At 51.3% G+C, this 25,237-nt stretch carries 40 protein-coding genes; 5 read left to right on the top strand and 35 right to left on the bottom strand.

Features of this window, described 5'->3' with window-relative positions; translation table 11 throughout:
* Positions 1–90 precede the first annotated feature (90 nt).
* The 5 genes from NOG13_RS00375 to NOG13_RS00395 all read left to right on the top strand — a co-directional run bounded on the left by NOG13_RS00375 (position 91) and on the right by NOG13_RS00395 (position 5,103).
* The gene (locus NOG13_RS00375) at positions 91–1,176 is read left to right on the top strand and encodes an FtsX-like permease family protein (protein ID WP_283110347.1); all 1,086 of its coding nucleotides are present in this window, start codon (positions 91–93) and stop codon (positions 1,174–1,176) included.
* A complete protein-coding gene (locus tag NOG13_RS00380) occupies positions 1,176–2,447 on the top strand; it encodes a hypothetical protein (protein WP_283110348.1) in 1,272 nt (423 codons plus the stop codon). Before NOG13_RS00375 ends, NOG13_RS00380 begins: the two co-directional genes overlap by 1 nt.
* Positions 2,448–2,665: 218 nt before the next feature.
* The gene (locus NOG13_RS00385; protein WP_283110349.1) at positions 2,666–2,908 is read left to right on the top strand and encodes a FeoA family protein; all 243 of its coding nucleotides are present in this window, start codon (positions 2,666–2,668) and stop codon (positions 2,906–2,908) included.
* A complete protein-coding gene (gene feoB / locus NOG13_RS00390; protein ID WP_283110350.1) occupies positions 2,905–4,911 on the top strand; it encodes a ferrous iron transport protein B in 2,007 nt (668 codons plus the stop codon). The genes NOG13_RS00385 and feoB overlap by 4 nt, the downstream gene beginning before the upstream one ends.
* Before the next feature lie 42 nt (positions 4,912–4,953).
* The gene (locus NOG13_RS00395; RefSeq protein ID WP_283110351.1) at positions 4,954–5,103 is read left to right on the top strand and encodes a FeoB-associated Cys-rich membrane protein; all 150 of its coding nucleotides are present in this window, start codon (positions 4,954–4,956) and stop codon (positions 5,101–5,103) included.
* Between the two features lie 48 nt (positions 5,104–5,151).
* On the opposite strand, the gene NOG13_RS00400 is transcribed toward NOG13_RS00395, so the two are convergent.
* The 35 genes from NOG13_RS00400 to NOG13_RS00570 all read right to left on the bottom strand — a co-directional run bounded on the left by NOG13_RS00400 (position 5,152) and on the right by NOG13_RS00570 (position 25,218).
* Entirely contained in the window at positions 5,152–6,042 is an 891-nt protein-coding gene (locus tag NOG13_RS00400) for a DegV family protein (RefSeq protein WP_283110352.1), read from the bottom strand.
* Positions 6,043–6,175: 133 nt separating this feature from the next.
* Positions 6,176–6,517 (bottom strand): 50S ribosomal protein L17, encoded by a 342-nt coding sequence (rplQ, locus tag NOG13_RS00405; RefSeq protein WP_283110353.1) that lies wholly within the window; start codon positions 6,515–6,517, stop codon positions 6,176–6,178.
* 33 nt (positions 6,518–6,550) lie between these two features.
* Positions 6,551–7,504, bottom strand: coding sequence for a DNA-directed RNA polymerase subunit alpha (locus tag NOG13_RS00410; protein WP_283110354.1), 954 nt, complete (start codon positions 7,502–7,504; stop codon positions 6,551–6,553).
* Positions 7,505–7,575: 71 nt separating this feature from the next.
* Positions 7,576–8,202 (bottom strand): 30S ribosomal protein S4, encoded by a 627-nt coding sequence (gene rpsD / locus NOG13_RS00415; RefSeq protein WP_283110355.1) that lies wholly within the window; start codon positions 8,200–8,202, stop codon positions 7,576–7,578.
* A 22-nt stretch (positions 8,203–8,224) separates the two neighbouring features.
* Positions 8,225–8,629, bottom strand: a complete 405-nt coding sequence (gene rpsK, locus NOG13_RS00420; protein WP_283110356.1) for a 30S ribosomal protein S11 — start codon at positions 8,627–8,629, stop codon at positions 8,225–8,227.
* Positions 8,630–8,647: 18 nt separating this feature from the next.
* Complete coding sequence (rpsM, locus tag NOG13_RS00425; RefSeq protein ID WP_283110357.1) at positions 8,648–9,016, bottom strand: 30S ribosomal protein S13; 369 nt, start codon at positions 9,014–9,016, stop codon at positions 8,648–8,650.
* 33 nt (positions 9,017–9,049) lie between these two features.
* On the bottom strand, positions 9,050–9,163 hold the full coding sequence (gene rpmJ, locus NOG13_RS00430; RefSeq protein ID WP_177675409.1) for a 50S ribosomal protein L36: 114 nt from the start codon (positions 9,161–9,163) through the stop codon (positions 9,050–9,052).
* A gap of 41 nt (positions 9,164–9,204) precedes the next feature.
* Entirely contained in the window at positions 9,205–9,423 is a 219-nt protein-coding gene (gene infA / locus NOG13_RS00435) for a translation initiation factor IF-1 (protein WP_066650266.1), read from the bottom strand.
* Positions 9,424–9,436: 13 nt separating this feature from the next.
* Positions 9,437–9,694, bottom strand: coding sequence for a KOW domain-containing RNA-binding protein (locus NOG13_RS00440; RefSeq protein ID WP_283110358.1), 258 nt, complete (start codon positions 9,692–9,694; stop codon positions 9,437–9,439).
* Positions 9,695–9,706: 12 nt separating this feature from the next.
* Positions 9,707–10,459 carry a type I methionyl aminopeptidase gene (gene map, locus NOG13_RS00445; RefSeq protein WP_283110359.1) on the bottom strand — a complete coding sequence of 251 codons (753 nt, stop codon included), beginning with the start codon at positions 10,457–10,459 and terminating at the stop codon, positions 9,707–9,709.
* A 2-nt stretch (positions 10,460–10,461) separates the two neighbouring features.
* Positions 10,462–11,091 (bottom strand): adenylate kinase, encoded by a 630-nt coding sequence (locus NOG13_RS00450; protein ID WP_283111193.1) that lies wholly within the window; start codon positions 11,089–11,091, stop codon positions 10,462–10,464.
* Between the two features lie 22 nt (positions 11,092–11,113).
* The gene (gene secY / locus NOG13_RS00455) at positions 11,114–12,454 is read right to left on the bottom strand and encodes a preprotein translocase subunit SecY (protein ID WP_283110360.1); all 1,341 of its coding nucleotides are present in this window, start codon (positions 12,452–12,454) and stop codon (positions 11,114–11,116) included.
* 1 nt (position 12,455) lies between these two features.
* Positions 12,456–12,896 (bottom strand): 50S ribosomal protein L15, encoded by a 441-nt coding sequence (rplO, locus tag NOG13_RS00460; RefSeq protein ID WP_283110361.1) that lies wholly within the window; start codon positions 12,894–12,896, stop codon positions 12,456–12,458.
* Positions 12,897–12,916: 20 nt separating this feature from the next.
* Entirely contained in the window at positions 12,917–13,096 is a 180-nt protein-coding gene (gene rpmD / locus NOG13_RS00465) for a 50S ribosomal protein L30 (RefSeq protein WP_283110362.1), read from the bottom strand.
* Between the two features lie 15 nt (positions 13,097–13,111).
* Positions 13,112–13,612 carry a 30S ribosomal protein S5 gene (gene rpsE / locus NOG13_RS00470; protein WP_283110363.1) on the bottom strand — a complete coding sequence of 167 codons (501 nt, stop codon included), beginning with the start codon at positions 13,610–13,612 and terminating at the stop codon, positions 13,112–13,114.
* A gap of 17 nt (positions 13,613–13,629) precedes the next feature.
* Positions 13,630–13,992 (bottom strand): 50S ribosomal protein L18, encoded by a 363-nt coding sequence (gene rplR, locus NOG13_RS00475; RefSeq protein ID WP_283110364.1) that lies wholly within the window; start codon positions 13,990–13,992, stop codon positions 13,630–13,632.
* A gap of 14 nt (positions 13,993–14,006) precedes the next feature.
* Positions 14,007–14,555: a 50S ribosomal protein L6 gene (rplF, locus tag NOG13_RS00480; RefSeq protein WP_283110365.1), complete on the bottom strand. Its 549-nt coding sequence runs from the start codon at positions 14,553–14,555 to the stop codon at positions 14,007–14,009.
* An 18-nt stretch (positions 14,556–14,573) separates the two neighbouring features.
* Entirely contained in the window at positions 14,574–14,972 is a 399-nt protein-coding gene (rpsH, locus tag NOG13_RS00485) for a 30S ribosomal protein S8 (protein WP_283110366.1), read from the bottom strand.
* A gap of 21 nt (positions 14,973–14,993) precedes the next feature.
* Entirely contained in the window at positions 14,994–15,179 is a 186-nt protein-coding gene (locus NOG13_RS00490) for a type Z 30S ribosomal protein S14 (protein WP_283110367.1), read from the bottom strand.
* A gap of 12 nt (positions 15,180–15,191) precedes the next feature.
* Positions 15,192–15,734: a 50S ribosomal protein L5 gene (gene rplE / locus NOG13_RS00495; protein WP_283110368.1), complete on the bottom strand. Its 543-nt coding sequence runs from the start codon at positions 15,732–15,734 to the stop codon at positions 15,192–15,194.
* Between the two features lie 11 nt (positions 15,735–15,745).
* Positions 15,746–16,066: a 50S ribosomal protein L24 gene (rplX, locus tag NOG13_RS00500; RefSeq protein ID WP_283110369.1), complete on the bottom strand. Its 321-nt coding sequence runs from the start codon at positions 16,064–16,066 to the stop codon at positions 15,746–15,748.
* 16 nt (positions 16,067–16,082) lie between these two features.
* On the bottom strand, positions 16,083–16,451 hold the full coding sequence (gene rplN, locus NOG13_RS00505) for a 50S ribosomal protein L14 (RefSeq protein ID WP_283110370.1): 369 nt from the start codon (positions 16,449–16,451) through the stop codon (positions 16,083–16,085).
* 30 nt (positions 16,452–16,481) lie between these two features.
* Positions 16,482–16,739, bottom strand: a complete 258-nt coding sequence (gene rpsQ / locus NOG13_RS00510) for a 30S ribosomal protein S17 (protein ID WP_283110371.1) — start codon at positions 16,737–16,739, stop codon at positions 16,482–16,484.
* 18 nt (positions 16,740–16,757) lie between these two features.
* On the bottom strand, positions 16,758–16,958 hold the full coding sequence (gene rpmC / locus NOG13_RS00515; RefSeq protein WP_283110372.1) for a 50S ribosomal protein L29: 201 nt from the start codon (positions 16,956–16,958) through the stop codon (positions 16,758–16,760).
* Positions 16,958–17,383, bottom strand: a complete 426-nt coding sequence (gene rplP, locus NOG13_RS00520; RefSeq protein WP_283110373.1) for a 50S ribosomal protein L16 — start codon at positions 17,381–17,383, stop codon at positions 16,958–16,960. The genes rpmC and rplP overlap by 1 nt, the downstream gene beginning before the upstream one ends.
* A complete protein-coding gene (rpsC, locus tag NOG13_RS00525) occupies positions 17,383–18,057 on the bottom strand; it encodes a 30S ribosomal protein S3 (protein WP_283110374.1) in 675 nt (224 codons plus the stop codon). Before rpsC ends, rplP begins: the two co-directional genes overlap by 1 nt.
* A gap of 18 nt (positions 18,058–18,075) precedes the next feature.
* A complete protein-coding gene (gene rplV / locus NOG13_RS00530; RefSeq protein WP_283111194.1) occupies positions 18,076–18,411 on the bottom strand; it encodes a 50S ribosomal protein L22 in 336 nt (111 codons plus the stop codon).
* A gap of 26 nt (positions 18,412–18,437) precedes the next feature.
* Positions 18,438–18,728 (bottom strand): 30S ribosomal protein S19, encoded by a 291-nt coding sequence (gene rpsS, locus NOG13_RS00535; RefSeq protein ID WP_283110375.1) that lies wholly within the window; start codon positions 18,726–18,728, stop codon positions 18,438–18,440.
* A gap of 25 nt (positions 18,729–18,753) precedes the next feature.
* A complete protein-coding gene (gene rplB, locus NOG13_RS00540; protein ID WP_283110376.1) occupies positions 18,754–19,587 on the bottom strand; it encodes a 50S ribosomal protein L2 in 834 nt (277 codons plus the stop codon).
* A 71-nt stretch (positions 19,588–19,658) separates the two neighbouring features.
* Positions 19,659–19,949, bottom strand: a complete 291-nt coding sequence (gene rplW, locus NOG13_RS00545; protein ID WP_283110377.1) for a 50S ribosomal protein L23 — start codon at positions 19,947–19,949, stop codon at positions 19,659–19,661.
* Complete coding sequence (gene rplD / locus NOG13_RS00550; protein ID WP_283110378.1) at positions 19,950–20,573, bottom strand: 50S ribosomal protein L4; 624 nt, start codon at positions 20,571–20,573, stop codon at positions 19,950–19,952.
* 17 nt (positions 20,574–20,590) lie between these two features.
* Positions 20,591–21,232, bottom strand: coding sequence for a 50S ribosomal protein L3 (gene rplC, locus NOG13_RS00555; RefSeq protein WP_283110379.1), 642 nt, complete (start codon positions 21,230–21,232; stop codon positions 20,591–20,593).
* A gap of 70 nt (positions 21,233–21,302) precedes the next feature.
* Complete coding sequence (gene rpsJ / locus NOG13_RS00560; protein ID WP_283110380.1) at positions 21,303–21,614, bottom strand: 30S ribosomal protein S10; 312 nt, start codon at positions 21,612–21,614, stop codon at positions 21,303–21,305.
* A gap of 594 nt (positions 21,615–22,208) precedes the next feature.
* Positions 22,209–23,684: a S1C family serine protease gene (locus NOG13_RS00565; RefSeq protein WP_283110381.1), complete on the bottom strand. Its 1,476-nt coding sequence runs from the start codon at positions 23,682–23,684 to the stop codon at positions 22,209–22,211.
* A 19-nt stretch (positions 23,685–23,703) separates the two neighbouring features.
* Entirely contained in the window at positions 23,704–25,218 is a 1,515-nt protein-coding gene (locus NOG13_RS00570) for a sensor histidine kinase (RefSeq protein WP_283110382.1), read from the bottom strand.
* Positions 25,219–25,237: the final 19 nt, after the last annotated feature.

Raw genomic sequence — 25,237 nt, forward strand, 5'->3', positions numbered from 1 at the left:
CTGTCAGTTAATTAATTTAGAAGGGCATCCCTTTTTACAAGCTGCATACTGCTTCGTTGGGATGCTATTCGTTTTTATCGGGAGGTCTTCATGAAATTTCTTTCTCTAGTCCGAGTATCTGTGATTCTGCTCTTTCGGCGGAACCGGATTGCTTTTGTGATTTTTACGACGGTTCTAACCATTGTAAGCCTGGGGCTCGTCTTTTTCTTTACAACCATCTTCACTTCGGGCGAAAACTACATACGCAACTACGACCGAATGCGCACGGTTGTAGCTACATTGAATCAATCGGTTTCGAATTCCTCCCTCACCGATCTTCCGGAAAAGCTCGAGAATAACCCCGTAATGAAACTTACAAACATCCAGTATGATTTTATCCTACACTCGGATATTGAAAAGGAAAACCCGCCGCATTTGATTGCATACCAAAACCCGAACGAGTTTAAAAGCCGGATTATAGGCGAAAGCATCACGTCGAAGCAGATAGCCGACTGTTCCCCTGTCCTCGTCTGCGCAAATGAAAGCGTGGGAAGCGCCTCGGTGTCCAAGGTCGGAGACTCAAAACTGCTGGATGGTCTGACTCTGAAAGTAATCGGTTTCTACCCATCCTATCACGAGTATGGCGAAATCCCCTATACCTTCGGTTTGCAGCACTTTGTCTTACAAAGTGTGAGCCTGCGTATGCCGGTCGATGCTACGGATGACAGGAAAGAACAGCTCGGTGATTATGTAAAAACTGTGCTGCCGGAGTGCAGTGTAACCGTTCCAAAGCCCATGACACAGAGTGTTTTGTCGCACATGCTTCTTCCGCTGGCTGCTGGGATTATCGTAGGCATCAGTGCACTGGTAAATCTGTTGTTTATTTTCAAATACATGCTGGAATGCAGCCGGAATGACCTTTCTGTATATTTGGTCTGCGGCTGCAGCCGACTGAAACTTTCAGCCGTTTTCGCCTGTGAACTGTTTTTGCTTTACACGCTATGCTTCACTGCGGGGACACTTCTGTTTGTCTGGCTTCGGTATGCAAACGCAGAAAACACGATCTTTCTCGGTTCGGAACTGCGGATTGCGCATGTATTGGCTGTTTACGCCGGTTCCCTGATTGTTATCGCCCTGATTATGATACCATCTCTGCTGAAATACCGCAGGCGGATTGATACAAGCGGAGGCGTATGATGAAATCACTGATACTGAGCTGGAAATTGTTTCTAAAAAGGCCGTTCTCTAACGCAGTTCTCGCCATTGAACTGGCACTCGCGATGATTGTGGTCGTGCTCTCTTCCAATATATATCTGTACAGTCAGAGTTGCATCCAAATCATCCAGAACAGCGGCAGCCGCCTGCTGTACTGCTCCGACCCGAACTGCAATTATGGAAGAAGTGAAAAAGATTTTGCTGAAAAGCTGCAAAACCTTAAAAAAAGATATTCCTTCGTGAATGGTTTTTCCAGCATATATTCTTCAGTTTTACTGTTTGAACGGGAACATTTTGACAAAGGGGAAGCAATTCCTTTATCAGAGGGTATGGATGTTGAGGTTTATGATGAAACGACATTCACCAATATCCATCTGCCGCTTTCGCAGGGATCTTGGCCTGACGCAAAGCTGATTAACGGCAGAATTCCCTGTCTCGTCGGCGGCGCTTCGGCCGACCGTTACCACGTAGGTGATATCATTTCCGGGTATATCATTCAAAAAAGCGGTTCCAGCCTAGAAAAATCACGGGATTATGTTGTAGCGGGAATTCTTTCTCTTCCGCAGATGTCGCTGAACCTCGGGGACTGCAGTTCGTGTATTCTTCCCGCGTCCGATTTCTTTGAGGACATGACAAACCATCATATGTTTCTTATTGTGCCGGAAAATTTGTTTTCGGGCGGTTGGACTGGAGGAAAACCGGCTGGGTATCCGGGATTTACCGGTGCATTTGTGTATTTGGACCGTTCCTGTACACAGGCACAGATTGACGAACTTCGGAACGAAATGGGCCTTGCCTACACACAGCTTGACACTGAGATTATTGCTCAGGAACAAGCTGAAAACGGCAAGACTCTCTCAACCCTTATGCCGTTTCTGATTATCTTGTTTCTGGTCGTTTTTTTAGGGTTGATTTGCGTTTGTATGCTCACCACAATGAAGAATATGCAAACCTTCAAAATTTACTATCTTACCGGCTGCCCCCGAAGAAAGATAGAAGTTTCCGCGTGGAAAAGCCCATTCGAAGCAGGTTCACATATTGTACTTTCTTACACCATGACAATCTCCTGTGATTCCGGAGGTGTTGTTTTCGTTGAGGATTCTTCCGACGTTTGCGAAGAGGAGCTCAGCACCGATCATACCATCCGGGAATACATGTGCAATGAATATTTGGTATCCAGTTCTTCGGTTCGTGCCATTTCCACCCAGAGTTCTAATCAGCCGGATTTTTTGAATCCATCCCAATCCCATTGAGCCGCAAAAGCAGATACAATCCATTGGAGGTTCCCTTCCGGGACCTCTTTTTTTGTGCAAAGCCAACTCGCACTGAGAACGTCAGAAATTTTTATACTGGTATTCTATTTCTTCTCGTTTTTCCCGTTGACAACCGTTTCTTCAAGGAATATAATATTTGTGTTAGTTAAGACTAACTTAGAGTTTGTCAAAACAAACACGAGGAAAGAGGGAACCAAATGGCCGAGACAACACTTGACAGGGTACCGATTGGGAAACCGGTAAAGATTGTGCAGGTCAAGGGGCAGGGTGCTTTGAGGCGCCGGCTTCTCGACATGGGCCTAACACCTCACACGAAGGTTATGATTCGTAAGGTGGCGCCGATGGGCGACCCGATTGAGATTCAGCTGCGCGGCTATGAACTGACACTGCGCATGGACGACGCAAAAAACATTGTCGTTGAAGGGGGTCCCGCCAAGTGATTTTTGCCCTAGTCGGAAACCAGAACTGCGGCAAGACCACCCTTTTTAACCAGCTGACGGGTTCCAATCAGCACGTCGGGAACTTTCCCGGCGTTACCGTAGAGCGGAAAGACGGTGTCATTCGCGGCCACAACTCGGCAACGGTCGTTGACCTTCCGGGAATCTATTCCCTTTCGCCTTATTCCAACGAAGAAATCGTTACGCGCGACTTTCTGCTGGAAAGCCACCCCAATGCCATCATCAACATCGTCGATGCAACAAATATTGAGCGAAATCTTTATTTGAGCTTGCAGTTGATTGAACTGAATATTCCGATGGTAATTGCGCTCAATATGATGGATGAGGTTCGCGCAAACGGCGGCACCGTAAAGATTGATGCGTTTCGGCAGCAGATCGGTGTTCCGGTGGTGCCGATCAGCGCCAGCAAGAACGAAGGCATTGACGAGCTGATTGACGTTGTCATCGAAACGGCGCGCAACAAGCGCCTGCCAAAGCGCCAGGACTTCTGCAGCGGCGCCGTGCACCGCACCATTCACTCCATCGCACATATGGTCGAGGACCACGCGCAGCGTATCCATGTTCCGCCGCGCTTTGCCGCCACAAAGCTTGTTGAGGGCGACGAGCCAATGCGCAAGGCGCTGAACCTTTCGCAGAACGAGCTGGACATGATTGAGCACGATGTCAAGGAAATGGAACGCGAACTCCAGACGGACCGTGAAGCTGCCCTCGCGGATATGCGCTATACATTCATCGAGAATCTGTGCGCAGCGACCGTCGTTCGCATGGGTGAATCGAAAGAACACAAGCGCAGCGTTCGTATCGACAAGGTTCTCACCGGCAAATATCTCGCTATCCCCGTGTTTTTGCTGATTATGCTGCTGATTTTCTGGCTGACGTTCGATGTTCTCGGCAAATGGCTGAGCGACCTGCTGGCTGAGGGAATCGCCATTGTAACAGACGCCACCGATGCCGGACTTACGGCCTACGGAATCAACCCTGTCGTAAAATCGCTGATTATCGACGGTGTGTTCGCAGGTGTGGGCAGCGTGCTTCAATTCCTGCCAATCATCGTTGTACTGTTCTTCTTCCTTTCGATTCTGGAAGACAGCGGTTATATGGCGCGCGTGGCGTTTGTCATGGATAAGCCGCTGCGCAAGCTCGGCCTTTCCGGCCGAAGCATCGTGCCGATGCTGATTGGATTTGGATGCTCAGTTCCTGCGATTATGGCGACGAGAACGCTCTCCAGTGAGCGTGACCGCAAAATGACCATTCTGCTCACGCCGTTTATGAGCTGCAGCGCGAAGCTCCCGATTTACGCCGTTTTCACGGCGGCTTTCTTTCCCCGCTACGCGCCTCTTGTCATGATTGGGCTGTATCTTTTCGGCGTGCTGATGGGCATTGTAAGCGCGCTCTTGATGAAAAGGACCATCTTCCACGGAAACCCGGTTCCGTTCGTCATGGAACTGCCGAACTACCGCCTGCCGAGCGCAAAAAGCGTTCTGCTGCTCGTCTGGGACAAAGCCAAGGGCTTCCTTGTGCGTGCCTTCACCGTGATTTTTGCCGCCACCATCGTCATTTGGTTCCTGCAGACCTTTGACACGCGGTTCAATGTTGTGGAATCCAGCAAAAACAGCATGCTGGCCATCGTCGGTTCGTGGCTTGCCCCGATATTCGCCCCACTTGGTTTCGGCGACTGGAAGGCTTCAACGGCCCTTTTGACCGGCTTTACCGCAAAGGAAGCCGTCATCAGCACTTTGGCGGTTCTGACCGGCACCAATGTTTCCGACCTTGGCCAGACGCTTGCCACCATGTTCACGCCGCTCACCGCATTTTCATTCTTGATTTTCACACTGCTTTATACCCCTTGTGTAGCGGCCATCAGTGTCGTCCGTCAGGAAATGAAAAGCGCGAAGGGCGCCATCGGCGTTGTCCTCTACCAGTGCGGTTTTGCTTGGATTGCCGCGTTCCTCGTTTACCATATCGGTATGTTGTTCGTCCATTAATCTTTTTCAGCGGCCCGTTGTTTCCGAAAAGGAGGCACTTTTATGAAACCGCTCGATTACGTATTGATCGCTGCTGCGTTGGTTTTGCTTTTCTTCGCGGTGCGTTACTCGTTCCGCCACAGAAACGAAAGCTGCGACGGAGGCTGTTCCTCCTGTCCGTACGCCGCCAGCTGCAACAAAAAGAAGAAATAGCAAAAGGCACGCGCCCAAATGGGTGCGTGCCTTTTTTCATGCCTTCAATTATTTTTTCAGGCCGGCCTCGCGGTCTTTTCCAAAGTAAAACAGTGCAACGGTGCCAGTTCCGGTATGTGCGCCGATGACCGGCCCGATTGGTGCAATGCGAAACTCCTTTACGCCGAATTTCTGTGCCACCTGATCCCGGACGTATTCCGCGCCCTCCAAAGAATCGCTGTGGCTGATGAAAATTGTCTGCTCTTTAGGATTTTCGCTTGTCAACTCCATGTGCTTTACAAGGGTATCCAGCGACTGCTTGCGCCCGCGGACCTTGTCAATCAGTACAATGTGGCCTTCATCGTCAAAATGCATGACCGGCTTAATGCCGAGCATCGTGCCCACCATTGTCGCCGTACCGGATATTCTGCCGCCGCGCTTCAAGTGGTTCAAGTCGTCTACCGTAAACCAGTGATGCAGCCTGTTGCGGTTCTCCTCAACCCAATTCTTCACTTCGTCAATGGAAGAGCCTTTACGCTGCATCTGTGCTGCGTACCACACAAGCACACCCTCGCCGAGCGAAGCTCCAAGAGTATCGACCGCATAGATTTTCCGACTGGGATACTTCTCCGAAAGTTCCCGAGCCACAAGTACGGAATTATTATATGTGCCACTCAAGCCGGAGGAAAAGCCGATGTAAAGGACATCTTTTCCGGCTTGAAGATATTTTTCAAATGTTTCGGTAAACACCGTCAAGGTAATCTGGTTTGTTGTTGATGTCTCTCCCGCAGCAATTCTGGAGTAGAAGTCATGAGATGAAAGTTCGCGTTCATCCGGATAATCATAATAAGAATCCTGTCCGAGCGTGAAGCTCATAGGAATTACTTCAACACCAAGCTCATCGACCATTTCCTGCGTTAGGTCGCTTGTGGAGTCTGTTATGATCTGATACTCTTCCATGCGCCAATCCTCTCTTTTCAAATTTACTTGGTTGTATTATACCCTTGTTGGGATATGATGTCCAGCTATGATTTCTGTAAATCAAAAAGCAGGGAAAAGCTTTCTGCTCTTCCCTGCTTGTTAACCGATTGGCTCAAACCAGCTCGATAATGGCCATCTCCGCAGCATCTCCGCGGCGGGGGCCGATTTTCGTAATGCGGGTGTAGCCGCCGTTACGCTCGGCATATTTCGGGGCAATCTCTGTGAAGAGCTTGTGTACGACTGCGTCTTTTGTGACAAAGCCGTAAACAAGACGCTTGTTGGCGAGGCTGTCCTTTTTTGCGATCGTAATCATCTTCTCGGCCATGGAGCGAACCTCTTTGGCACGAGTGACGGTGGTTTCGATCTTGCCATTCTCTAACAGAAAAGTAACCATGGCGCGCAGCATTGCTGTTCTGCAGTCAGTGGCTCTTCCAAGCTTTCTGGTTCCTGGCATCGAATTTCACTCCTTTACCTTATGCGGGATAGATCATTCGTCTTCCTTGCGGAGATTGAAGCCCAACGAAGCCATCTTCCAGACGACTTCTTCCAGGGACTTGCGCCCAAGGTTGCGAACTTTCATCATGTCTTCTTCTGTCCTGCTGATGATATCGCCGACAGTATTGATTCCTGCACGTTTCAGGCAGTTGAAAGAACGAACCGAAAGGTCGAGTTCCTCAATCGTCATGTTGAGGAGCTTCTCTTTGCTCTTGTCGTCTTTTTCTACCATGATTTCTGTGCTGCTGCCCTTATCGGACAAATCAACGAACAGATTGAGATGCTCGGTAAGCACCTTTGCAGCAAGTGAAACGGCTTCCTGCGCACTAATGACTCCGTTCGTCCAGACTTCCAGCGTCAGCTTATCGTAGTCGATACTCTGTCCGACGCGGGTCGGCTCAACATTGTAATTAACTTTATAAACCGGGGTATAAATGGAATCCACCGGCAGCACACCGATTACGTTGGCACCCATGTTCTGCTTGTTCCGCTCAGCGGGAACATAGCCGCGGCCCTTGTCAAGGGTGATTTCCATGAACAGCTTGGCACCTTCGCCCAATGTGGCAATGTGCATATCCGGATTCAGGATTTCCACTTCACTGTCGCACTTGATAGAGTCTGCCGTTACTTCGCACGGGCCTTCGGCGGCGATTTCCACCGTTTTGGGGCCATTGCAGTGCAGTTTTGCGGTCAAACCTTTCAGGTTGAGGATAATCTCTGTTACATCCTCTTTGACACCGGGAATGGTGGAAAACTCATGAAGTACGCCGTCGATTTTGACCGAGGTCACCGCTACTCCCTGCAGCGAAGAAAGGAGCACACGCCTGAGGCTATTTCCCAAAGTCGTTCCAAAGCCACGTTCCAGCGGCTCAACAACGAACTTGCCGTAGGTTCCGTCCTCGGATAAATCACTTGTCTCTATTTTTGGCTTCTCAAACTCGATCATCAGCGACCCTCCTAACCAAATAGCGGATGAATCTGTCTGCCATCATGCTGGCCCCCCGAAGGGGGCTGGCATTACTTCGAGTAATACTCAACAATGAGGGTTTCATCAACAGGAAGGTCGATCTCTTCGCGGGTCGGCAGAACGATGACCTTGCCCTCGAACGCATCGCGGTTTACTTCGAGCCACTTCGGTACCGGGCGGGAAGCGTTGGCTTCCAGCGCGCTCTTAATCTTTTCACTCTTGCGGCTCTTTTCCATGATGGAAATAACTTCATCCGGGCTCGTCAGGTAAGAAGGAATGTCAACGCGCTTGCCGTTCACAGCGATGTGGCCGTGTGTAACGAGCTGGCGAGCTTCCGGACGGGAGTTTGCCCAGCCGAGACGATAAACCACATTGTCAAGGCGGCGCTCGAGCAGAATGAGCATTTCTTCACCTGTTTTGCCCTGCTTCTTCTCTGCCATTGCGTAATATTTACGGAACTGAGATTCCAGAACACCGTAATAATGTTTGGTCATCTGCTTTGCGCGCATTTGGAGGCCATATTCAGAGGTCTTGTGGCGACCCTGACCATGCTGGCCAGGAGCGTAAGTCCTACGGGCCACGGCGCATTTGTCTGTATAGCATCTCTGGCCTTTCAGGAACAGTTTCTGTCCCTCACGGCGGCACTGCTTGCAGACGGATTCGGTATATCTAGCCATCTTTTGCTTACACCTCCTGAAACTATACGCGTCTTCTCTTCGGCGGGCGGCAACCATTGTGCGGAATTGGGGTAACGTCCTTGATCATGCTGATCTCGAGGCCTGCACCCTGCAGCGCACGGATCGCTGCTTCACGGCCCGCACCCGGGCCTTTCACATAAACTTCAACGGACTTCATGCCATGCTCCATAGCTGCTTTGGCTGCCGCTTCAGCAGCGGACTGTGCCGCAAACGGAGAGGATTTTCTCGAGCCGCGGAAGCCGAGCTCACCAGAGCTGGCCCATGACACAGCGTTGCCCTGAACGTCAGTAATTGTTACGATTGTATTGTTAAAAGTGGACTGGATATGAGCTGATCCGCGGTCGATATTCTTGCGCTCACGACGTCTGCGGGTAACAGTCTTGCCAGCCGTTTTCTGAGCTGCCATCTTTCAATCCCTCCCAGATTATTTCTTCTTGTTGGCCATTGTCTTGCGCGGGCCTTTGCGTGTACGTGCATTGGTCTTTGTGCGCTGGCCTCTAACCGGCAGGCCTTTGCGGTGCCGGATGCCGCGATAGCAGCCGATTTCAATCAGCCGCTTGATGGCAAAAGCATTGTCACGGCGAAGGTCGCCTTCAACGCGGTAGTTATGGTCAATATATTCTCTCAGTTTTGCTGCGTCATCTTCAGAGAGGTCTCTTACACGAATATCCGGGTTCACGCCAGTTGCAGCGCAAATGTCGCTGGCCGTTTTGCGGCCGATTCCGTAGATATAAGTAAGAGCAATCTCGATGCGCTTATCCCGCGGCAGATCGATGCCTGATATGCGCGCCATAGTGGTTGCACCTCCAAATTTTGATTTGCGCCGTTAACCCTGGCGCTGCTTGTGCTTCGGGTTCTCACAGATAACCATGATTTTACCCTTGCGCTTTATAATCTTGCATTTCTCGCACATTTTCTTTACAGAAGGTCTGACTTTCATTTGAGTGCCCTCCCTTTTGCAGGCTGTCAGCTTTTCGTGAATTACTTAGAACGCCATGTAATGCGGCCGCGCGTGAGGTCATAGGGCGAAAGCTCTATGGTTACCTTATCGCCGGGAAGAATGCGGATGAAATTCATGCGCAGCTTGCCGGAGATATGCGCGAGTATTGTATGGTGGTTGGGAAGCTCCACCGTGAACATGGCATTCGGTAGGGCTTCAGTTACGATACCTTCGGTTTCAATTACATCCTGTTTCGACATTAAATCAGCCTCCTCATCTAGAAAGCGGCTCTTTGCTTTGAAATTGGGCAAGAGCCCGGCGAATTTCGCGGTTTGTCTTCATTTGGTCTTCTGAGAGCACGGTGCCGGTTGCCGCAAGATGCTTCAGGTTCTTCCGCTTTGGATGTTCCAGTTTTCTTCGGCGACCGTCGCAAATAACGGCGCTACGTCCTTCAGAACGTAGAACAACGAAAAAACCGTTGCCATCACGCCCGGCACGCGACCGCACCACACGCCCTCTCTCGAATTCCATTGTCGACCCCCCTTAATCAGGCTCCGTCAGAATGACAGGTCCATCCGGGGTGACCGCGATGCTTTTTTCAAAGTGAGCGGAGAGCTTGCCGTCGGCGGTGACTGTGGTCCAGCCGTCCTCCAACGTTTTAACTTCTTTCACACCCTGGTTGATCATCGGTTCAATGGCGATGGTCATGCCAGGCAACAGGCGCACACCCCTGCCGGGTGTGCCGTAATTGGGAACACTCGGGTCCTCATGCATCTTCGCGCCTACTCCGTGGCCGACAAAATCGCGTACCACCGAGTAACCGCGAGCTTCGACATACCGCTGGATTGCGCTGCCGATGTCGCCGATTCTGTTTCCTGCAAGCGCTTTCTGAATTCCTTCATAGAGGCTTTCGCGCGTTACATCCAACAGTCTCTGCGCTTCGGCACTTACTTTCCCGCAGGGAAAAGTCCACGCATTATCCCCCACATAGCCGTCATAAGTCGCGCCTACGTCGATGCTGACGATATCGCCTTCCTTAATCAGCTGCTTTTTACTCGGTATGCCATGGATGACTACATTGTTAACGGAAACACATGCACTCGCCGGAAAACCGCCGTAACCGAGGAACGTGGGTTTTGCACCCTGCTCCTCAATGTAACGGCGAACAATACGGTCGATCTCCCAGGTGGAAACACCCGGTTCGACCGCTGCTCCGGCAAGTTTTAGTGCGTTTGCGGCAATTCTTCCCGCTTCGCGCATAATCTTTAATTCTCTGCTAGTTTTAAGGACAATCATCATCAAGCCTCTAATGCATTCTTGATGTCGCGCGCCGTGGAATCAGTGTCGTCAGTGCCGTGGACAGTACGAAGCTTGCCCTGCTTCTCATAATAATCAACCAGAGGCTCCGTCTGCTCATGGTAAACTTTGAGTCTTTCACGCACAGTTTCCGGATTGTCATCCTTGCGCTGAACAAGGGTGCCACCGCAAACGTCGCAGATGCCTTCCTTTTTCGGCGGGCGTGTGTCGACATTATAGGAGGCTCCGCAGTTGCTGCAGACACGGCGGCCGGACAGACGGCGAAGAATCAACGATTCCGGAACATCAAGATTGATGACACGGTCGATTCTCACCATTTTGTCCAGCGCCTCGGCCTGAGGAATGGTGCGCGGAAACCCGTCAAGGATAAATCCGTTTGCGCAGTCGTCTTGTGCAAGACGATCACGGATGATGCCGATTACGACGTCATCCGGAACGAGTTTTCCTGCCTCAATATAAGACTTTGCCTTGAGGCCCATTTCTGTGCCGCTTTTCAGCGCTTCACGGATAATATTACCCGTTGAGATCTGTGGGATGCCGACATCCTTTGAAAGGATTTCAGCGTGAGTTCCTTTACCGGCGCCCGGTGCGCCGAGGAAAATGAGGTTCATGCCCATTGCTTCTCACTCCTTCTCAGTCAAGGAAGCCCTTGTAATGTCTCATCATCATCTGAGATTCCAACTGTTTCACCGTTTCCAGTGCAACACCGACAAGAATCAGCAGCGAAGTGCCGCCGATAGAAAGGTTTCTCATGCCGGTCGTGCCGCCGAAGATAATCGGGAGCAAAGCAATGAAGGCGAGGAACAGGGAACCAATAAATGTCACTTTATAAAGGACCTTAGTGATATAGTCGGAAGTCGGCTTGCCGGGACGAATGCCCGGAATCGTGCCATTATTCTGACGGAGATTATTGGCCATTTCAATCGGATTATACTGAATCGTCATGTAGAAATAGGCAAATGCAATAATCAGAATGAAATAGAGAATTGCATAAAGCCATCCCGTCGTTGAGAAGGCCTCAAAGAAGCTATACCAGAAACCGGACGTCGGGGCTTTGCTGCCCATCATAAAGCGGATTGTTTCCGGCAGAATCAAAATGGAGCTTGCGAAAATAATTGGCATAACGCCGGAAAGGCCAACCTTGATCGGAATGTGAGTGCTCTGACCGCCGTACATTTTCCGGCCGATAACACGTTTCGCGTACTGAACCGGAATCCGGCGCTCGGAGTCATACATAAAGACGATGACCCATATAACGACCAGGAACAGGACAACAAACAGCGGAACGAGGAAGTAATACTTTCCGTAGCTGGAAGGATCCTGATTGGCCGCATTCCAGAAAGTTCCCAGCGTATTGAACACATGAGGCATTCTGGAAACAATGCCGGCGAAAAGCAGAATCGAAATACCATTGCCAACGCCGTGCTGGTTGATCTGTTCGCCCAGCCACATCATCAGTGCAGCGCCTGCCGTAAACGTCAGAATAATGACGAATGCAGCAAAGACGCCTGCTCCGCCTTCGCGGTACTTCACAATGTAAGTTCCGTCGGAAGCCGCGCTGTTGCGCAGGTAGAAGTAGTAGACAATAGCCTGGATCAGTGCCAGCAGAACGGCAACATACCGGGTAATAGCACCGAGGCGTTTCCGGCCTTCCTCTCCTTCTTTTGCCATGCGCTCAAGAGCAGGAATGGCAACAGTGAGAAGCTGAATAACAATGGAGCTGTTAATATAGGGCGTTACGCTCATGGCGAACAAAGTCGCCTGCGCAAACGCGCCGCCGGAAAGTGTATCCAGATAGGCCAATCCGGTTCCCGAAGCGGCAACGGTATCCATAACGGACTTCAAAGCCGCTGTATCAAGAAACGGAACCGGAATGGAGGAACCGAACCGAAACACAATGATGATGAAAATGGTAAACAGCATCTTTTTGCGAAGGTCCGGAATATTCCAGGCGTTCTTGATTGTCTTAAACAAATCAGATCACCTCTGCCTTCCCGCCAGCCGCTTCGATTTTTTCTTTTGCGGAGGCAGAGAAAGCATTCGCCCTCACCGTCAGTTTCTTCGTGAGTTTTCCGTTCCCGAGAATCTTAATCCCATCGCCGGACCTATTCACGAGTCCTGCTTCAGTTAAGGACTTGGCATCAACCGCTGCCCCGTTATCGAATTTCTCAAGCGCACCAACATTCACGGTTTGGATATTCTTTGCAAAATGATTAACGAAGCCACGCTTCGGGATACGTCTCTGTAGAGGCATTTGACCGCCTTCAAAACCCGGACGGATGGAGCCGCCGGATCTTGCCTTCTGGCCCTTATGTCCCTTACCAGCTGTCTTTCCCTGACCGGAGCCAGCGCCTCTTCCAACGCGCTTCGGTGCTTTGCGGGAGCCGGGAACTGCTGTCAGTTCGTTCAACTTCATAGAGTTTCACACCTCCTTGCTTATGCGTTGCTTACCTCGATGAGGTGGATAATCTTGGCCACCTTGCCTCTGGTCTGGGCGTTGTCTGGCTGAATCGACGAATCCCCGATTTTGGTAAGACCAAGAGAGTGGGCGGTTGCAATCTGGTCTTTCTTGGCGCCGATCGTGCTCTTGACCAGCGTTATTTTGAGCTGTGCCATATTGCTATGCCCTCCTTATGCAAAAATTTCTTTTACAGATTTGCCGCGTGTCTGAGCGACCTGCTCTGCATTGCGCAGTTTAGCCAGTCCGTCCATTGTTGCACGGACAACATTGCACGGATTATTGGAACGGAGGGCCTTCGTGCGGATGTCGCGGATGCCAGCAGCTTCCACAACAGCACGAACCGGGCCGCCGGCGATGACACCGGTACCAGGAGCAGCTGGCTTCATAAGCACTCTGCCTGCGCCGTAGGAACCGATAATCTCGTGCGGAATAGTATCGCCGTGAAGAGCAACCTTAATCAGGTTCTTCTTAGCGTCTTCAATCCCTTTGCGGATTGCGTCCGGGACTTCACCGGCCTTGCCGATGCCGAAGCCGACAGTGCCGTTTCCGTCGCCGACGACGACCAGTGCCGAAAACTTGAAAATGCGGCCGCCTTTAACGGTTTTAGAAACACGGTTGATGGCAACCACATGTTCCTTGAGTTCCATTGCTGAAGCGTCAATCCTAGCCAAAAGTTTTCCTCCTCCTCTTAGAACTTGAGGCCGCCCTCGCGGGCGCCTTCGGCCAGTTCTTTGACGCGGCCGTGATACAGATAACCGCCGCGGTCAAAAACGACCTTTTCGATTCCCTTTTCCACGGCACGCTTAGCAATAGCTAGGCCAACTTTGCGGGCCGCTTCTTTGTTTCCGCCGTTGCTGCCGGAGAACTCCTTGTCTAGCGAAGAAGCAGCCACAAGTGTTACGCCTTTTTCATCATCGATGATCTGGGCATAAATGTTCTTGGCAGAGCGAAATACGTTTAGGCGCGGGCACTCGCCCGTACCGCTGATCTTGCCGCGCACTCTTTTGTGGCGGTGCAGTCTGGCCTTGTTCGTATCGGCCTTGTTCACCATTTGCGATTCACTCCTTACTTCTTAGCGCCTTTACCGGCTTTGCCTTCCTTACGGCGGATGTGTTCATCCACATACTTAATGCCCTTGCCCTTATACGGTTCAGGCGGACGTTTCTCGCGGACTTCCGCTGCAAACTGACCAACCTGCTGCTTATCCGGGCCAGAGATAACAATTTTGTTCGCCGTGGGGCATTCAATCGTGATGCCCGGAACTTCCGGAACAATCACCTGATGCGAAAAGCCGAGGTTCATAACGAGATTGCTGCCCTGTTTCTGAACACGGTAGCCGACACCGTTAACTTCCAGCTCTTTCTTGAAGCCTTCTGTAACGCCGAGCACCATATTGTTGATGATGGAGCGTGTCGTTCCGTGCAGGGCTTTGTTTTCTTTTTCGTCATTCGGGCGGGTAACAAGGATCTCATTGCCCTCGACCTTCACGGTCATGTTCGGGTGGATTTTCGTAGTCAGAGTTCCTTTCGGGCCCTTGACGGTAACAACGCTGCCGTCAACTGTTGCGGTGACGCCGGCGGGAATATTTATGGGTTTTCTTCCAATTCGCGACATTGCTGCACCCCCTTATTCTTACCAAATGAACGCGAGAACTTCGCCGCCCACATGTTCTTTACGGGCCTGACGGTCCGTCATAATGCCCTTGGAAGTAGAAATAATTGCAATTCCGAGGCCTTTCATAACTTTCGGCAGTTCGTCTGCGTTGCGGTAAATGCGAAGGCCGGGTTTTGAAACTCTCTGCAGACCGTTAATCGCGGCCGTTTTGCCTTCGCCATATTTTAAAGTCACTTTGATAACGCCCTGCTTGCCGTCATCGGTAACCGTGTATCCCTTGATATAGCCTTCGTCAGCAAGAATCTGAACAATGGCTTTCTTCATGTTGGAAGCGGGGATTTCAACGGTATCGTGTTTGGCATTGCTCGCATTGCGAATACGAGTAAGCAGATCAGCGATGGTATCTGTGATTTGCATGCCGTTACCTCCTTTTCAGCCTTACCAGCTTGCCTTTTTAACGCCCGGAATCTCGCCTTTGTAGGCAAGCTCACGGAAGCAGATACGGCAGATGCCGAACTTACGAAGGTAGGCGTGCGGCCTGCCGCAGATCTTGCATCTGTTGTAAGCGCGTGTTGAATACTTCGCAGGGCGGCTCTGTTTAATCTTCATTGAAGTTTTGGCCACAGTGAACCCTCCTTATTTCGCGAACGGGGCACCCATGAGTCTGAGAAGCTCTCTGGATTCCTCGTCGGTTTTTGCCGTCGTAACAATGCAGATGTCCATTCCGCGGACCTTGTCAACCTTGTCGTAGTCAATTTCCGGGAATATAAGCTGTTCTTTGATGCCCATATTATAATTGCCGCGTCCATCGAAGGAGTTCGGGTTTATGCCGTGGAAGTCGCGGACACGCGGGAGCGCCACATTGAAGAGGCGGTCCAGAAACTCATACATACGGTCGCCGCGGAGTGTAACCTTGGCGCCGATTTTCATTCCAGCGCGGACTTTGAAGTTAGCGACGGACTTTTTCGCGGTGCAAATCATCGGCTTCTGGCCGGTGATCGCGGAAAGATCACTGATGACCGAATCGATCACCTTAGAGTTCTCTTTGGCGTCGCCCGCGGCCACATTGATGACAATTTTTTCGAGCTTCGGGATCTGCATGACGCTCTTATAGGAAAACTTCTTCATCAGGGCCGGTGCGGCTTCCTTCTGATAGTACTCTTTCAGTCTTGCTGCCATGTTTCTCCTCCTTACAGCGCTTCGCCGCATTTTTTGCAGATGCGCTCTTTCGTGCCGTCCTCAAAGATCTTGTGGCTGACACGCGTCGGTTTGCCGCAGTGAGGACAAACAATCTGTACTTTGCAGGCGTACATGGCACCCTCTGCTTTGACGATGCCGCTTTGATCGCCGGGCTTGCGGGGCTTTACATGCTTGGAGACAAGGTTGATTTTCTCAACAATAACCTTGCCTTCTTTCGGGCTGACCTGAAGGACTTTGCCCTTCTTGCCACGGTCTTTTCCGCTCAGCACAACGACTGTGTCGCCAGTCTTTACATGAACTTTATTTTTCATCACAGAGCACCTCCCATTACAGCACTTCCGGGGCAAGGCTCAGGATTTTGACATAATCCTTGTCGCGCAGCTCACGGGCTACAGGTCCGAAAATACGTGTGCCTTTCGGATTCTTGTCGTCGTTGATAAGCACGGCCGCATTCTCATCGAAGCGGATGTATGTTCCGTCCTCGCGACGGACGCCTGAAGCGGTGCGCACAACTACGGCCTTGACAACGTCGCCCTTCTTAACGGTGCCGCCGGGGGCCGCTTTCTTAACCGATGCGACGATTACGTCGCCGATATTTGCATACCTTCTGCCTGTGCCGCCCAGAACGCGAATGCACATCAACTGCTTCGCGCCGGTGTTGTCGGCAACATTAAGGTAAGTCTGCTGTTGAATCACGGTGCGTTCCTCCTTTGCACGGGGCCAAGGCTACTTGGCCTTCTCCAAAATTTTGACAAGACGCCATCTTTTATCCTTGCTCAGGGGACGGGTCTCCATTACACGCACGCGATCGCCGATTGAGCACTCATTGTTCTCGTCATGAGCTTTGAGCTTGACGGTACGTTTAATAACCTTTTTGTAGATCGGGTGCTTCACGCTGTCTTCTACGGCAACCACGATGGTTTTATCCATCTTGTTGCTGACAACTCTACCGACCTCGGTCTTCCTGATATTTCTTTCGCTCACGGTGCATCCTCCCTTCCCTTACGCTTCTTCTTTCAGCTCATTCTCGCGCAGAACCGTCTTTATACGGGCAATATCTTTCTTGACGGCCTTAATACGCATCGGGTTTTCGAGCTGGTTAATCGAAAGCTGAAAGCGGAGGTTGAAGAGCTCGGCTTTCAAATCTTTAAGTTTGCTCTCCAGCTCTTCCGTGGTCATTTCTCTGACTTCTGAGGCCTTCATTACTGCTCACCACCCGTTTCTTCCTTGGTTACGATTTTGCACTTGATCGGCAGTTTGTGCGCGGCAAGGCGCAGGGCTTCCCTAGCCGTTTCCTCCGGGATACCGCCCATTTCAAACATTACGCGGCCCGGTTTTACAACTGCTACCCAGTACTCGGGAGCACCTTTACCGGAACCCATGCGGACTTCGGCAGGTTTCTTTGTAACCGGTTTATCCGGGAAAATCTTCGTCCAGACCTGGCCGAATCTCTTTGTGTAACGTGTCATGGCAACACGTGCAGCCTCGATCTGGTTAGCGGTAATCCATGCCGGCTCCAGCGCCTGAAGGCCGTATTCGCCGTAATCTACTTTATTGCCGCGAAGGCATTTGCCTGTCATGCGGCCACGCTGAACTTTGCGGTATTTCACGCGTTTGGGCATCAGCATTATCTGCCGCCTCCTTCCTTATGGGACTGAAGCTGTTTGCGGTTGTCGTGAAGAACTTCGCCCTTGTAAATCCAAACTTTTACGCCGATGCGGCCGTAGGTTGTCGCAGCTTCGGCGAAGCCGTAGTCGATATCGGCACGGATGGTCTGAAGGGGAATGGTTCCATCATGATACTGTTCGCGCCGTGCAATTTCAGCACCGCCCAGACGGCCGGAAACCTGTGTTTTGATTCCCTTTACGCCCATCTTCATGGCGCGGCCGATGCACTGTTTCATGGCGCGGCGGAAGGAGATACGCTTCTCCAGCTGCTGCGCAATGTTCTCTGCAACGAGTTGCGCGTTTGTGTCGGGATTTTTAATCTCAACGATATTGATCGTAACCGGCTTGCCCAGGAACTTTTCACACTGGAGGCGAAGCTTTTCGATCTCAGCGCCGCCCTTACCGATGACGATGCCGGGCTTTGCGCAGTGAATATGAATGCGAACCTTAGAGGCGTCGCGCTCAATTTCAACCTTCGGAACGCCTGCCGGTGCAAGCTGCTTGAGCAGCATCTTGCGAAGCTTGTAGTCTTCAACGAGCATATCGGCAAAGACTTCATCCTTCGCAAACCAGCGGGAATCCCAATCTTTAATAACGCCTACACGGAAACCGTGTGGATTAACTTTCTGGCCCATAATTTACCTCCTCTTCACTTATTCCTTTTCCTTGAGCACCATGGTCACGTGCGATGTCCTCTTGAGGATACGGAACGCGCGGCCTTGAGCTCTCGGACGGATGCGCTTGAGGATCGGACCCGGGCTTACGAAACACTTGGCAACGTAAAGCTTAGAAGGATCCATGCTCATGTTGTTCTCTGCATTTGCAACGGCTGACTTGAGCAGCTTGGCGACCGGTTCGCTCGCAGCTTTCGGCGTATTCTTCAGAATCGCCATGGCGACGTTCACCGGCTTGTTGCGGATCAGGTCAAGCACGATTTGGACTTTTCGGGGTGAAATCCTGGCATATCTCAGGTATGCTCTGGCTTCCATGCTTTCTTCCATGCTGTGCACTCCTTTCAGCCGTTATTGCCCGTGGGCGAAGTTGTCTTCGAGCCCGAATGCCCACGGAAAGTACGAGTCGGTGCGAATTCACCGAGTCTGTGTCCGACCATATCTTCTGTAATATATACCGGAACATGTTTACGGCCGTCGTGGACCGCAATGGTATGACCGACAAAATCCGGGAAGATGGTGGAAGACCTGCTCCAGGTCTTGATAATCTTCTTTTCGCCGGATTTATTCATTTCCTGAATTCTCTTAAGCAGCACGGGCTGAACATAAGGGCCCTTTTTAATGCTTCTGCTCATAATTCACAAGCTCCTTTCCGTACGCTTATTGGCCGTTCCTGCGCTTCACAATGAAGCGGTCAGAGCGGTTATGACGCGAACGTGTCTTGTAGCCCAAAGCTGGTTTACCCCACGGAGTAACCGGTCCGGGACGTCCAATCGGCGCTCTGCCTTCGCCGCCGCCGTGCGGGTGGTCGTTCGGGTTCATAACAGAACCGCGGACGGTCGGGCGCCAACCCATGTGACGCTTACGGCCCGCTTTACCGATCTTCATGTTCTCGTGGTCGATGTTGCTGACTTGGCCGATTGTTGCCATGCAGCTGATCGGAACATTGCGGAGCTCACCGGAGGGCAGGCGGAGCAGTGCGAGGCCGTTCTCTTTTGCCATCAGCTGGGCCATGATGCCTGCTGCACGAGCAAGCTGTGCACCCTTGCCGGGGTAAAGCTCAACGTTGTGAATAAACGTACCTACCGGGATGTTCTCAAGCGGAAGGGCGTTGCCCGGCTTGATATCCACTGCGGTACCGGCGACGACTGTATCGCCAACCTTCACGCCTTCCGGCGCGATGATGTAGCTCTTTTCGCCGTCTTCATACTGAATCAAAGCGATGAAAGCGCTGCGGTTCGGGTCATACTCGATGCTCAAAACGGTTGCAGGAGCGTCGAACTTACGGCGCTTGAAATCAATGATACGGTACTTCTTGCGGTTTCCGCCGCCGCGATGGCGAACGGTGATGCGGCCATAGCTGTTGCGGCCGGATTTCTTTTTCTTAGGGGCCAGCAGGCTCTTCTCCGGTGCTTTCTTTGTCAGAACGCTGTAATCGATAACAGACATATTGCGCCGGGAAGCCGTGGTCGGCTTAAAGTTTATAGTTGGCATATTTCACACTCCTCATGACGGCTTTGCGGGGAAGTGCCGGTTCCCCATCCATGCCTCCGCAAAATGCGGAATTACATCATGCTGTCGAAAAATTCAATCGTTTTGCTGTCGGGTTTCAGAGTAACGACTGCTTTTTTCCAAGAACTGGTGTAGCCTTCAAATCTGCCCTGGCGGCGGAAGCGGCCGCGGACGTTAATTGTGCTCACCTTGGCAACTTTGACGCCGAACAGCTCTTCGCAAGCTCTTGCAACGTCAATCTTAGTCGCATTCTTTGCTACCTCGAAGGTATATTTTTTCTCTGCAATACCGGCCATGCTTTTTTCAGAAATGACCGGACGGATAATGATGTCCTGCGGTGCCATTTAAGCATACACCTCCTCGATGCGTGCCACGGCGTCCTTTACAACAATGAACTTGTCAGCGTTAAGGATGTCGTATACGTTCAGGGTATTGACCACTGTGGTCTTCACGCCCGGGATGTTAGCCGCGGATGCGATGACCTTATCGTCTACCTCAGGCAGAACGATGAGAGCTTTCTTCTCAGAGCCGATTGCCTTGAGCATAGCCGCGATTGTCTTCGTCTTGTAAGAATCCATCGCAATCTTGTCAATGACAACAAACTCATTGTCAGCCACTTTGCTGGAAAGGGCGGACTTCATAGCGAGACGCTTTACCTTTTTGTTGAGCGTTATGGAATAGTCGCGCGGTTTCGGTGCAAACACAACACCGCCGTGTTTCCACTGCGGAGCACGGATGGAACCCTGCCTTGCATGGCCCGTTCCCTTCTGCCTCCACGGCTTTCTTCCGCCGCCGGAAACCTCCGAGCGAGTAAGAGCGGACTGTGTTCCCTGGCGCATATTCGCCAGATGTGCAACAACCGCGTCGTGCATTGCCGCTACGTTCGGCTCAATTCCGAATACGGAATCGGCAAGTTCCATCTTTTCGACTTCCTTACCGGCCATATCGAATACTGCTACTGTAGGCATTCCTGTTCCTCCTTCCCTCACGCCTTGGCAGCTTTAACGCTGTCACGGATGACTACGATGCCGCCGTTCGGGCCGGGAACCGCGCCCTTGATGGCGATGAGGTTGTTTTCGACGTCAACCTTCACAACGGTCAGGTTCTGCACCGTGACCTGCTCAGCGCCGAGATGTCCAGCCATCTTTTTACCCGGAAATACTCTGGAAGGATCCGAGTTGCAGCCGTTGGAACCACCCATACGAGTGATCGGGCCTGTACCATGGGATTCCTTGAGGCGGTGGAAATTCCAGCGCTTAATGACGCCGGCGTAGCCTTTACCTTTGCTAACTGCTGTAACATCAATTTTGTCGCCTGCTGCAAAGATATCTGCCTTCACGAGATCGCCGACATTGTAGGAATCGACGTCATCAAAGCGGAACTCACGCAGCGTTTTTTTCGGTGCAGTGCCAGCTTTATCAAAATGGCCCTTCATAGGCTTGTTGACCTTTTCAGCCTTCATGTCGCCAAAACCAAGCTGAACACTGGCATAGCCGTCGTTCTCAACTGTTTTCTTCTGGGTTACTGCGCATGGGCCGGCTTCTACCACCGTTACGGGAATGACCCTGCCCTGCTCGTCGAAGATCTGTGTCATACCGATCTTCTTACCGATAATGCCCTTTTTCATGTTTTGACCTCCTTGACAGGTTATTGGTTGGCACTCTGCCAACATGACCCCGGCCGCTGGTTGGTTGGAATCAGAGCTTAATCTCGACTTCAACACCTGCGGGGAGTTCCAGGCCCATCAAAGACTCAACGGTCTTGTTTGACGGCCTGAGAATATCGATCAGTCTCTTGTGGGTTCTCATCTCGAACTGCTCACGGCTGTCCTTGTATTTATGGACGGCGCGCAGAATCGTGATGATCTGCTTTTCGGTCGGAAGCGGAACAGGTCCGGAAACCCTTGCACCTGTACGCTTCGCGGTCTGCACGATCTTTTCAGCCGACTGGTCAACCAGCTCGTGATCGTACCCTTTGATTCTGATCCTGATTTTTTCTTTGACTGCCACTTTGGATCGCCTCCTTATTGTAGTTGGCGGGCGGCGTTTCTTAAATCCTAACAACTTGCCGGGTGTTTCTTCCCGTTACGCAAAAAAACCGGATTTTCTGCACGCGAATCGAAAATCCGGGTTAGGCTTAAAAAACGTCTGAGCAAACGGAGTTCGACTATTACAATAGTCATCCGCACACTCAAAAATATTTGTCGCCCGGTTTAAAATCGGACATACTCCACGGAAATAACCGGCAGGTATCTGCCGCAACCTCCCGCTTCAACGCATATCGTCGCAGTCGTGCTTTATTATAATACCACTGCTGTACGGGAATTGCAACAGTTTTTTTCAAAAAATCGGACAGACCGAAAATTTCTTTTTCGGCCTGCCCGCTGCATTTTTCGGGGGTTATTTGAGTGAAAATTGCTCGGTCTTTTTCCCGCTTGTGCGAATGGAAAAAACACCCGTGTTTCCACAAGCCTGAGATTCATAATCCCGTAAGTTCGTGATTTTAGTAGTCCAAGCAGTGCCTTTTTCTTTTTGTAAAAAGGATTGCATGCCCCCAGATAATATCAAAGGGAGAATTCCTCTTCCGCAGAACGTTTCATGGTTTTACCTCTGTGTTTCGCCTTTATCCTCCAAGAGCTTTACCTGAATGGTCTTGGTATCGTTGTCGGAGAAAGCCGGAGAGACAATGGTGAGGGAAATCGTGTCACCCGGCTTATGGTCTTCCAGAACCGCGTAAAGGTCATCCAGAGTTTCAATGGTTTTTCCGGCGGCCTTGGTAATTATGTCGCCGACTTTGCCCCCGGCGCGCGCTACATCGCTGTCCGAAGCGATTGACTTAATCTGAACGCCGCCCGAAATGCCAAAAATGGCAGCCTGTGCGCTTCCAATCTCCTGCGCTGTAATGCCGAGTCTGCAGCGTCCGGAGACGTAGCCGGTATGAATCAGCTGATTGATAATGGGCTGTGCCTTGCTGATGGGAATGGCGAAACCCATGCCTTCATAGCCCGTCAGCGCAATCTTGTTGGAATTGATGCCGATTACCTGCGCGTACATATTCACAAGCGGCCCGCCGGAATTGCCCGGGTTGATGGCGGCGTCGGTCTGAATAAAGGTCATGCCGTTCTTGCTGCGGCTTTCGATGGTACGGTTCAGCGCTGAAATGATGCCGCTGGTAATGGAACCGGCAAAGCTCAGGCCTCCCGGGTTGCCGATGGCGACAACCTGCTCCCCGATTTCCATGGCATTTGCGTCGCCGAAGGTCGCCGGAGAAAGTCCGGTGGCGTTGATTTTCAGCACGGCAAGGTCGGTCGTCTTATCGTACCCGACGACTTTGGCTTGGTATGCCTTGTTGTTGTGCAGGACGACTTTGACCGCATTGCTCTTTGAATAGTTCACAACGTGGGCATTGGTGAGAATATAGCCGTCCGACGTCGTTACGATGCCGGTGCCCTCGCCGACTTGGCTTTGACCGTTCTCAGCCGTAACGGTGGTTTCCACACCCACAACGCTCTGTATCAGCTTTTTGTAGACCTGTGAAGCGGTAAGCGCAGTTCCCGTCGGCTTAGGTTGAATGGTAATCCCAGCTGAATTTTTGTCGGTGCCGTCACCGGTCACACCGCCGATGACTTCCTCTTCGGCGGAGGAATCCGAGTTGGAATCCTTCGGCAGTGTACCGTTAAAGCTTGACGAAGCCGAAGAACTGGACGACGAGGAGGAAGACGTATTATCCTGTACGAGCGATGGATGTGACGAAAAATAGGCGAATGAACCGACAAGGCCGATTGCAATCACAACCAAAATCCAGAGAAATACCTTTAAGCCTTCGCTCATTTTGTGATTCGGGTCCTTCTCCGGGTATTGGCCATAAGGATTCCATGGGCGCTGGCCCCCCGGCTGGGAATATGGATTCTCATAGCGATTATAATTATTGGGCGTACCATAGGGGGAGTAGGGCGGAGGATTCTGGCCCCAACCGGAACCGTAAGGATTTTCCCCGCTGGGTCTCTGCTGCGTATCCTTCTGCTCCTCGTCATATGGGTTTTGCCCATTTGAACCGTTGTTCCATGGATTATTCTCCATGCTTCTTCCTGCCTTTCTTCTATTTCTGATGTTCTTCCGGGGAATCCGCTGTGGTCTCTACCAAACGGCTCTGTTCAGCCATGTGCTTCGGGGGCTTATCGGGCACCCAGAATTCAAACCTCGTGAATTGATTTTGTTCGCTCTCGGCTTTGATATCACCGCCGTGTAAACGAACAATAGTCCTTACGATATATAGCCCGAGGCCCATGCCGTTTTTGTCGCGGCTGCGGGATTTGTCGGTCTTGTAGAACCGCTCAAAGACCATAGGGAGCTCATCCTGCGCAATACCCGGGCCGCTGTTCTCCACCGAAACCGTGGTTCGGCCGTCGCGCTGAAAGATTTCGATTTTCAGGTAGCCGCCCTCATTTGTGAATTTCACGGCGTTATCAATCAGATTATACACAACCTGATGAAGCATATCGGGGTCTCCCTCGATAAAAATGCTCTTCGCATTCTCAAGGCCCTGCACTTCAATCTGCTTTTCCTCTATCTTCTTCTCAAAAGAAAGCAGCGCCACCAAGATGGTATTTGTCAGGTCAAAACGAGCCGGGCGCAGTTTCAGGGCGCCGCTGTCGATTCTCGAAAGGTCAAGCATTGTGCGCACAAGGCGGGAAAGGCGCTTAACCTCCTGCGAAACAATTCCGAGGTAATATTTTTCCTTTTCGGGAGGAATCGTGCCGTCGAGGATTCCGTCGATAAAACCGGCAATGGTCGTCATCGGCGTTTTCAGTTCGTGGGAAACGTTCGCGATAAAGCTCCTGCTGGCAGATTCGCTTGACGCCAAGGAATCCGCCATATTGTTGAACGCCTCGGCAAGCTGACCGATTTCGTCATCTCGCGAAATCGGGACGCGCACGGAAAAGTTCCCTTTGCCGAAGCTGTTCGCAGCGCTTGCCATTTTGCGGAGCGGCTGAACCAAACGGTAGGTAAACAGCCACACAACCGCGAAGGAGACGGCGAACGCGGCAAGCAGCGCATAGCAAAGCATCTGCACAATCGACCAGCGGAATGCGGTAAAGGTTTCGGTGTTGTAAGCGGCAAAAACCGCGCCGATGGTGATTCGTTCACCGTTTTCATTTTTGATAATCGGCACACCAACGATATAATAATTGTTCTGGTAACGGCCATTCATGGTGCCTTCGGCACTGTAATGGTCTTGCAAAACTTGCCGCATGATTTTAGCATCAACCGGCTTGCTGACGTCAACGACTCCGCCCTGCCCGCCGTACGACGCGATGATGGTCTTGCCTGATGTGTCGGTGATGAAAATATCCGACTCAATGTTCTGCGCAAAAGTCATTGTGAATGCGCCCATCGTGTTGGCATTGATGACGTAGACGTTTTTGCCTGCTTCTGTGGCATAGCTTTTCGCCAGCGTAGCAACATTCGTCGCACTCCGAAACAGAATGTCTCGCTTTTCGTGTTTCCAGTAATCCGTAACAAACAACAGAATCGTTACGCTGACGACAAGAAAACTTGCAAGGATGACCGCTGTGGTGATCCGCAGATACTTCTTAAAAAGGGTCTTTTTCATAAATATATCCTAATATCAG

The organism is Thermocaproicibacter melissae, assembly GCF_024498295.1.
GTDB lineage: Bacteria > Bacillota > Clostridia > Oscillospirales > Acutalibacteraceae > Thermocaproicibacter > Thermocaproicibacter melissae.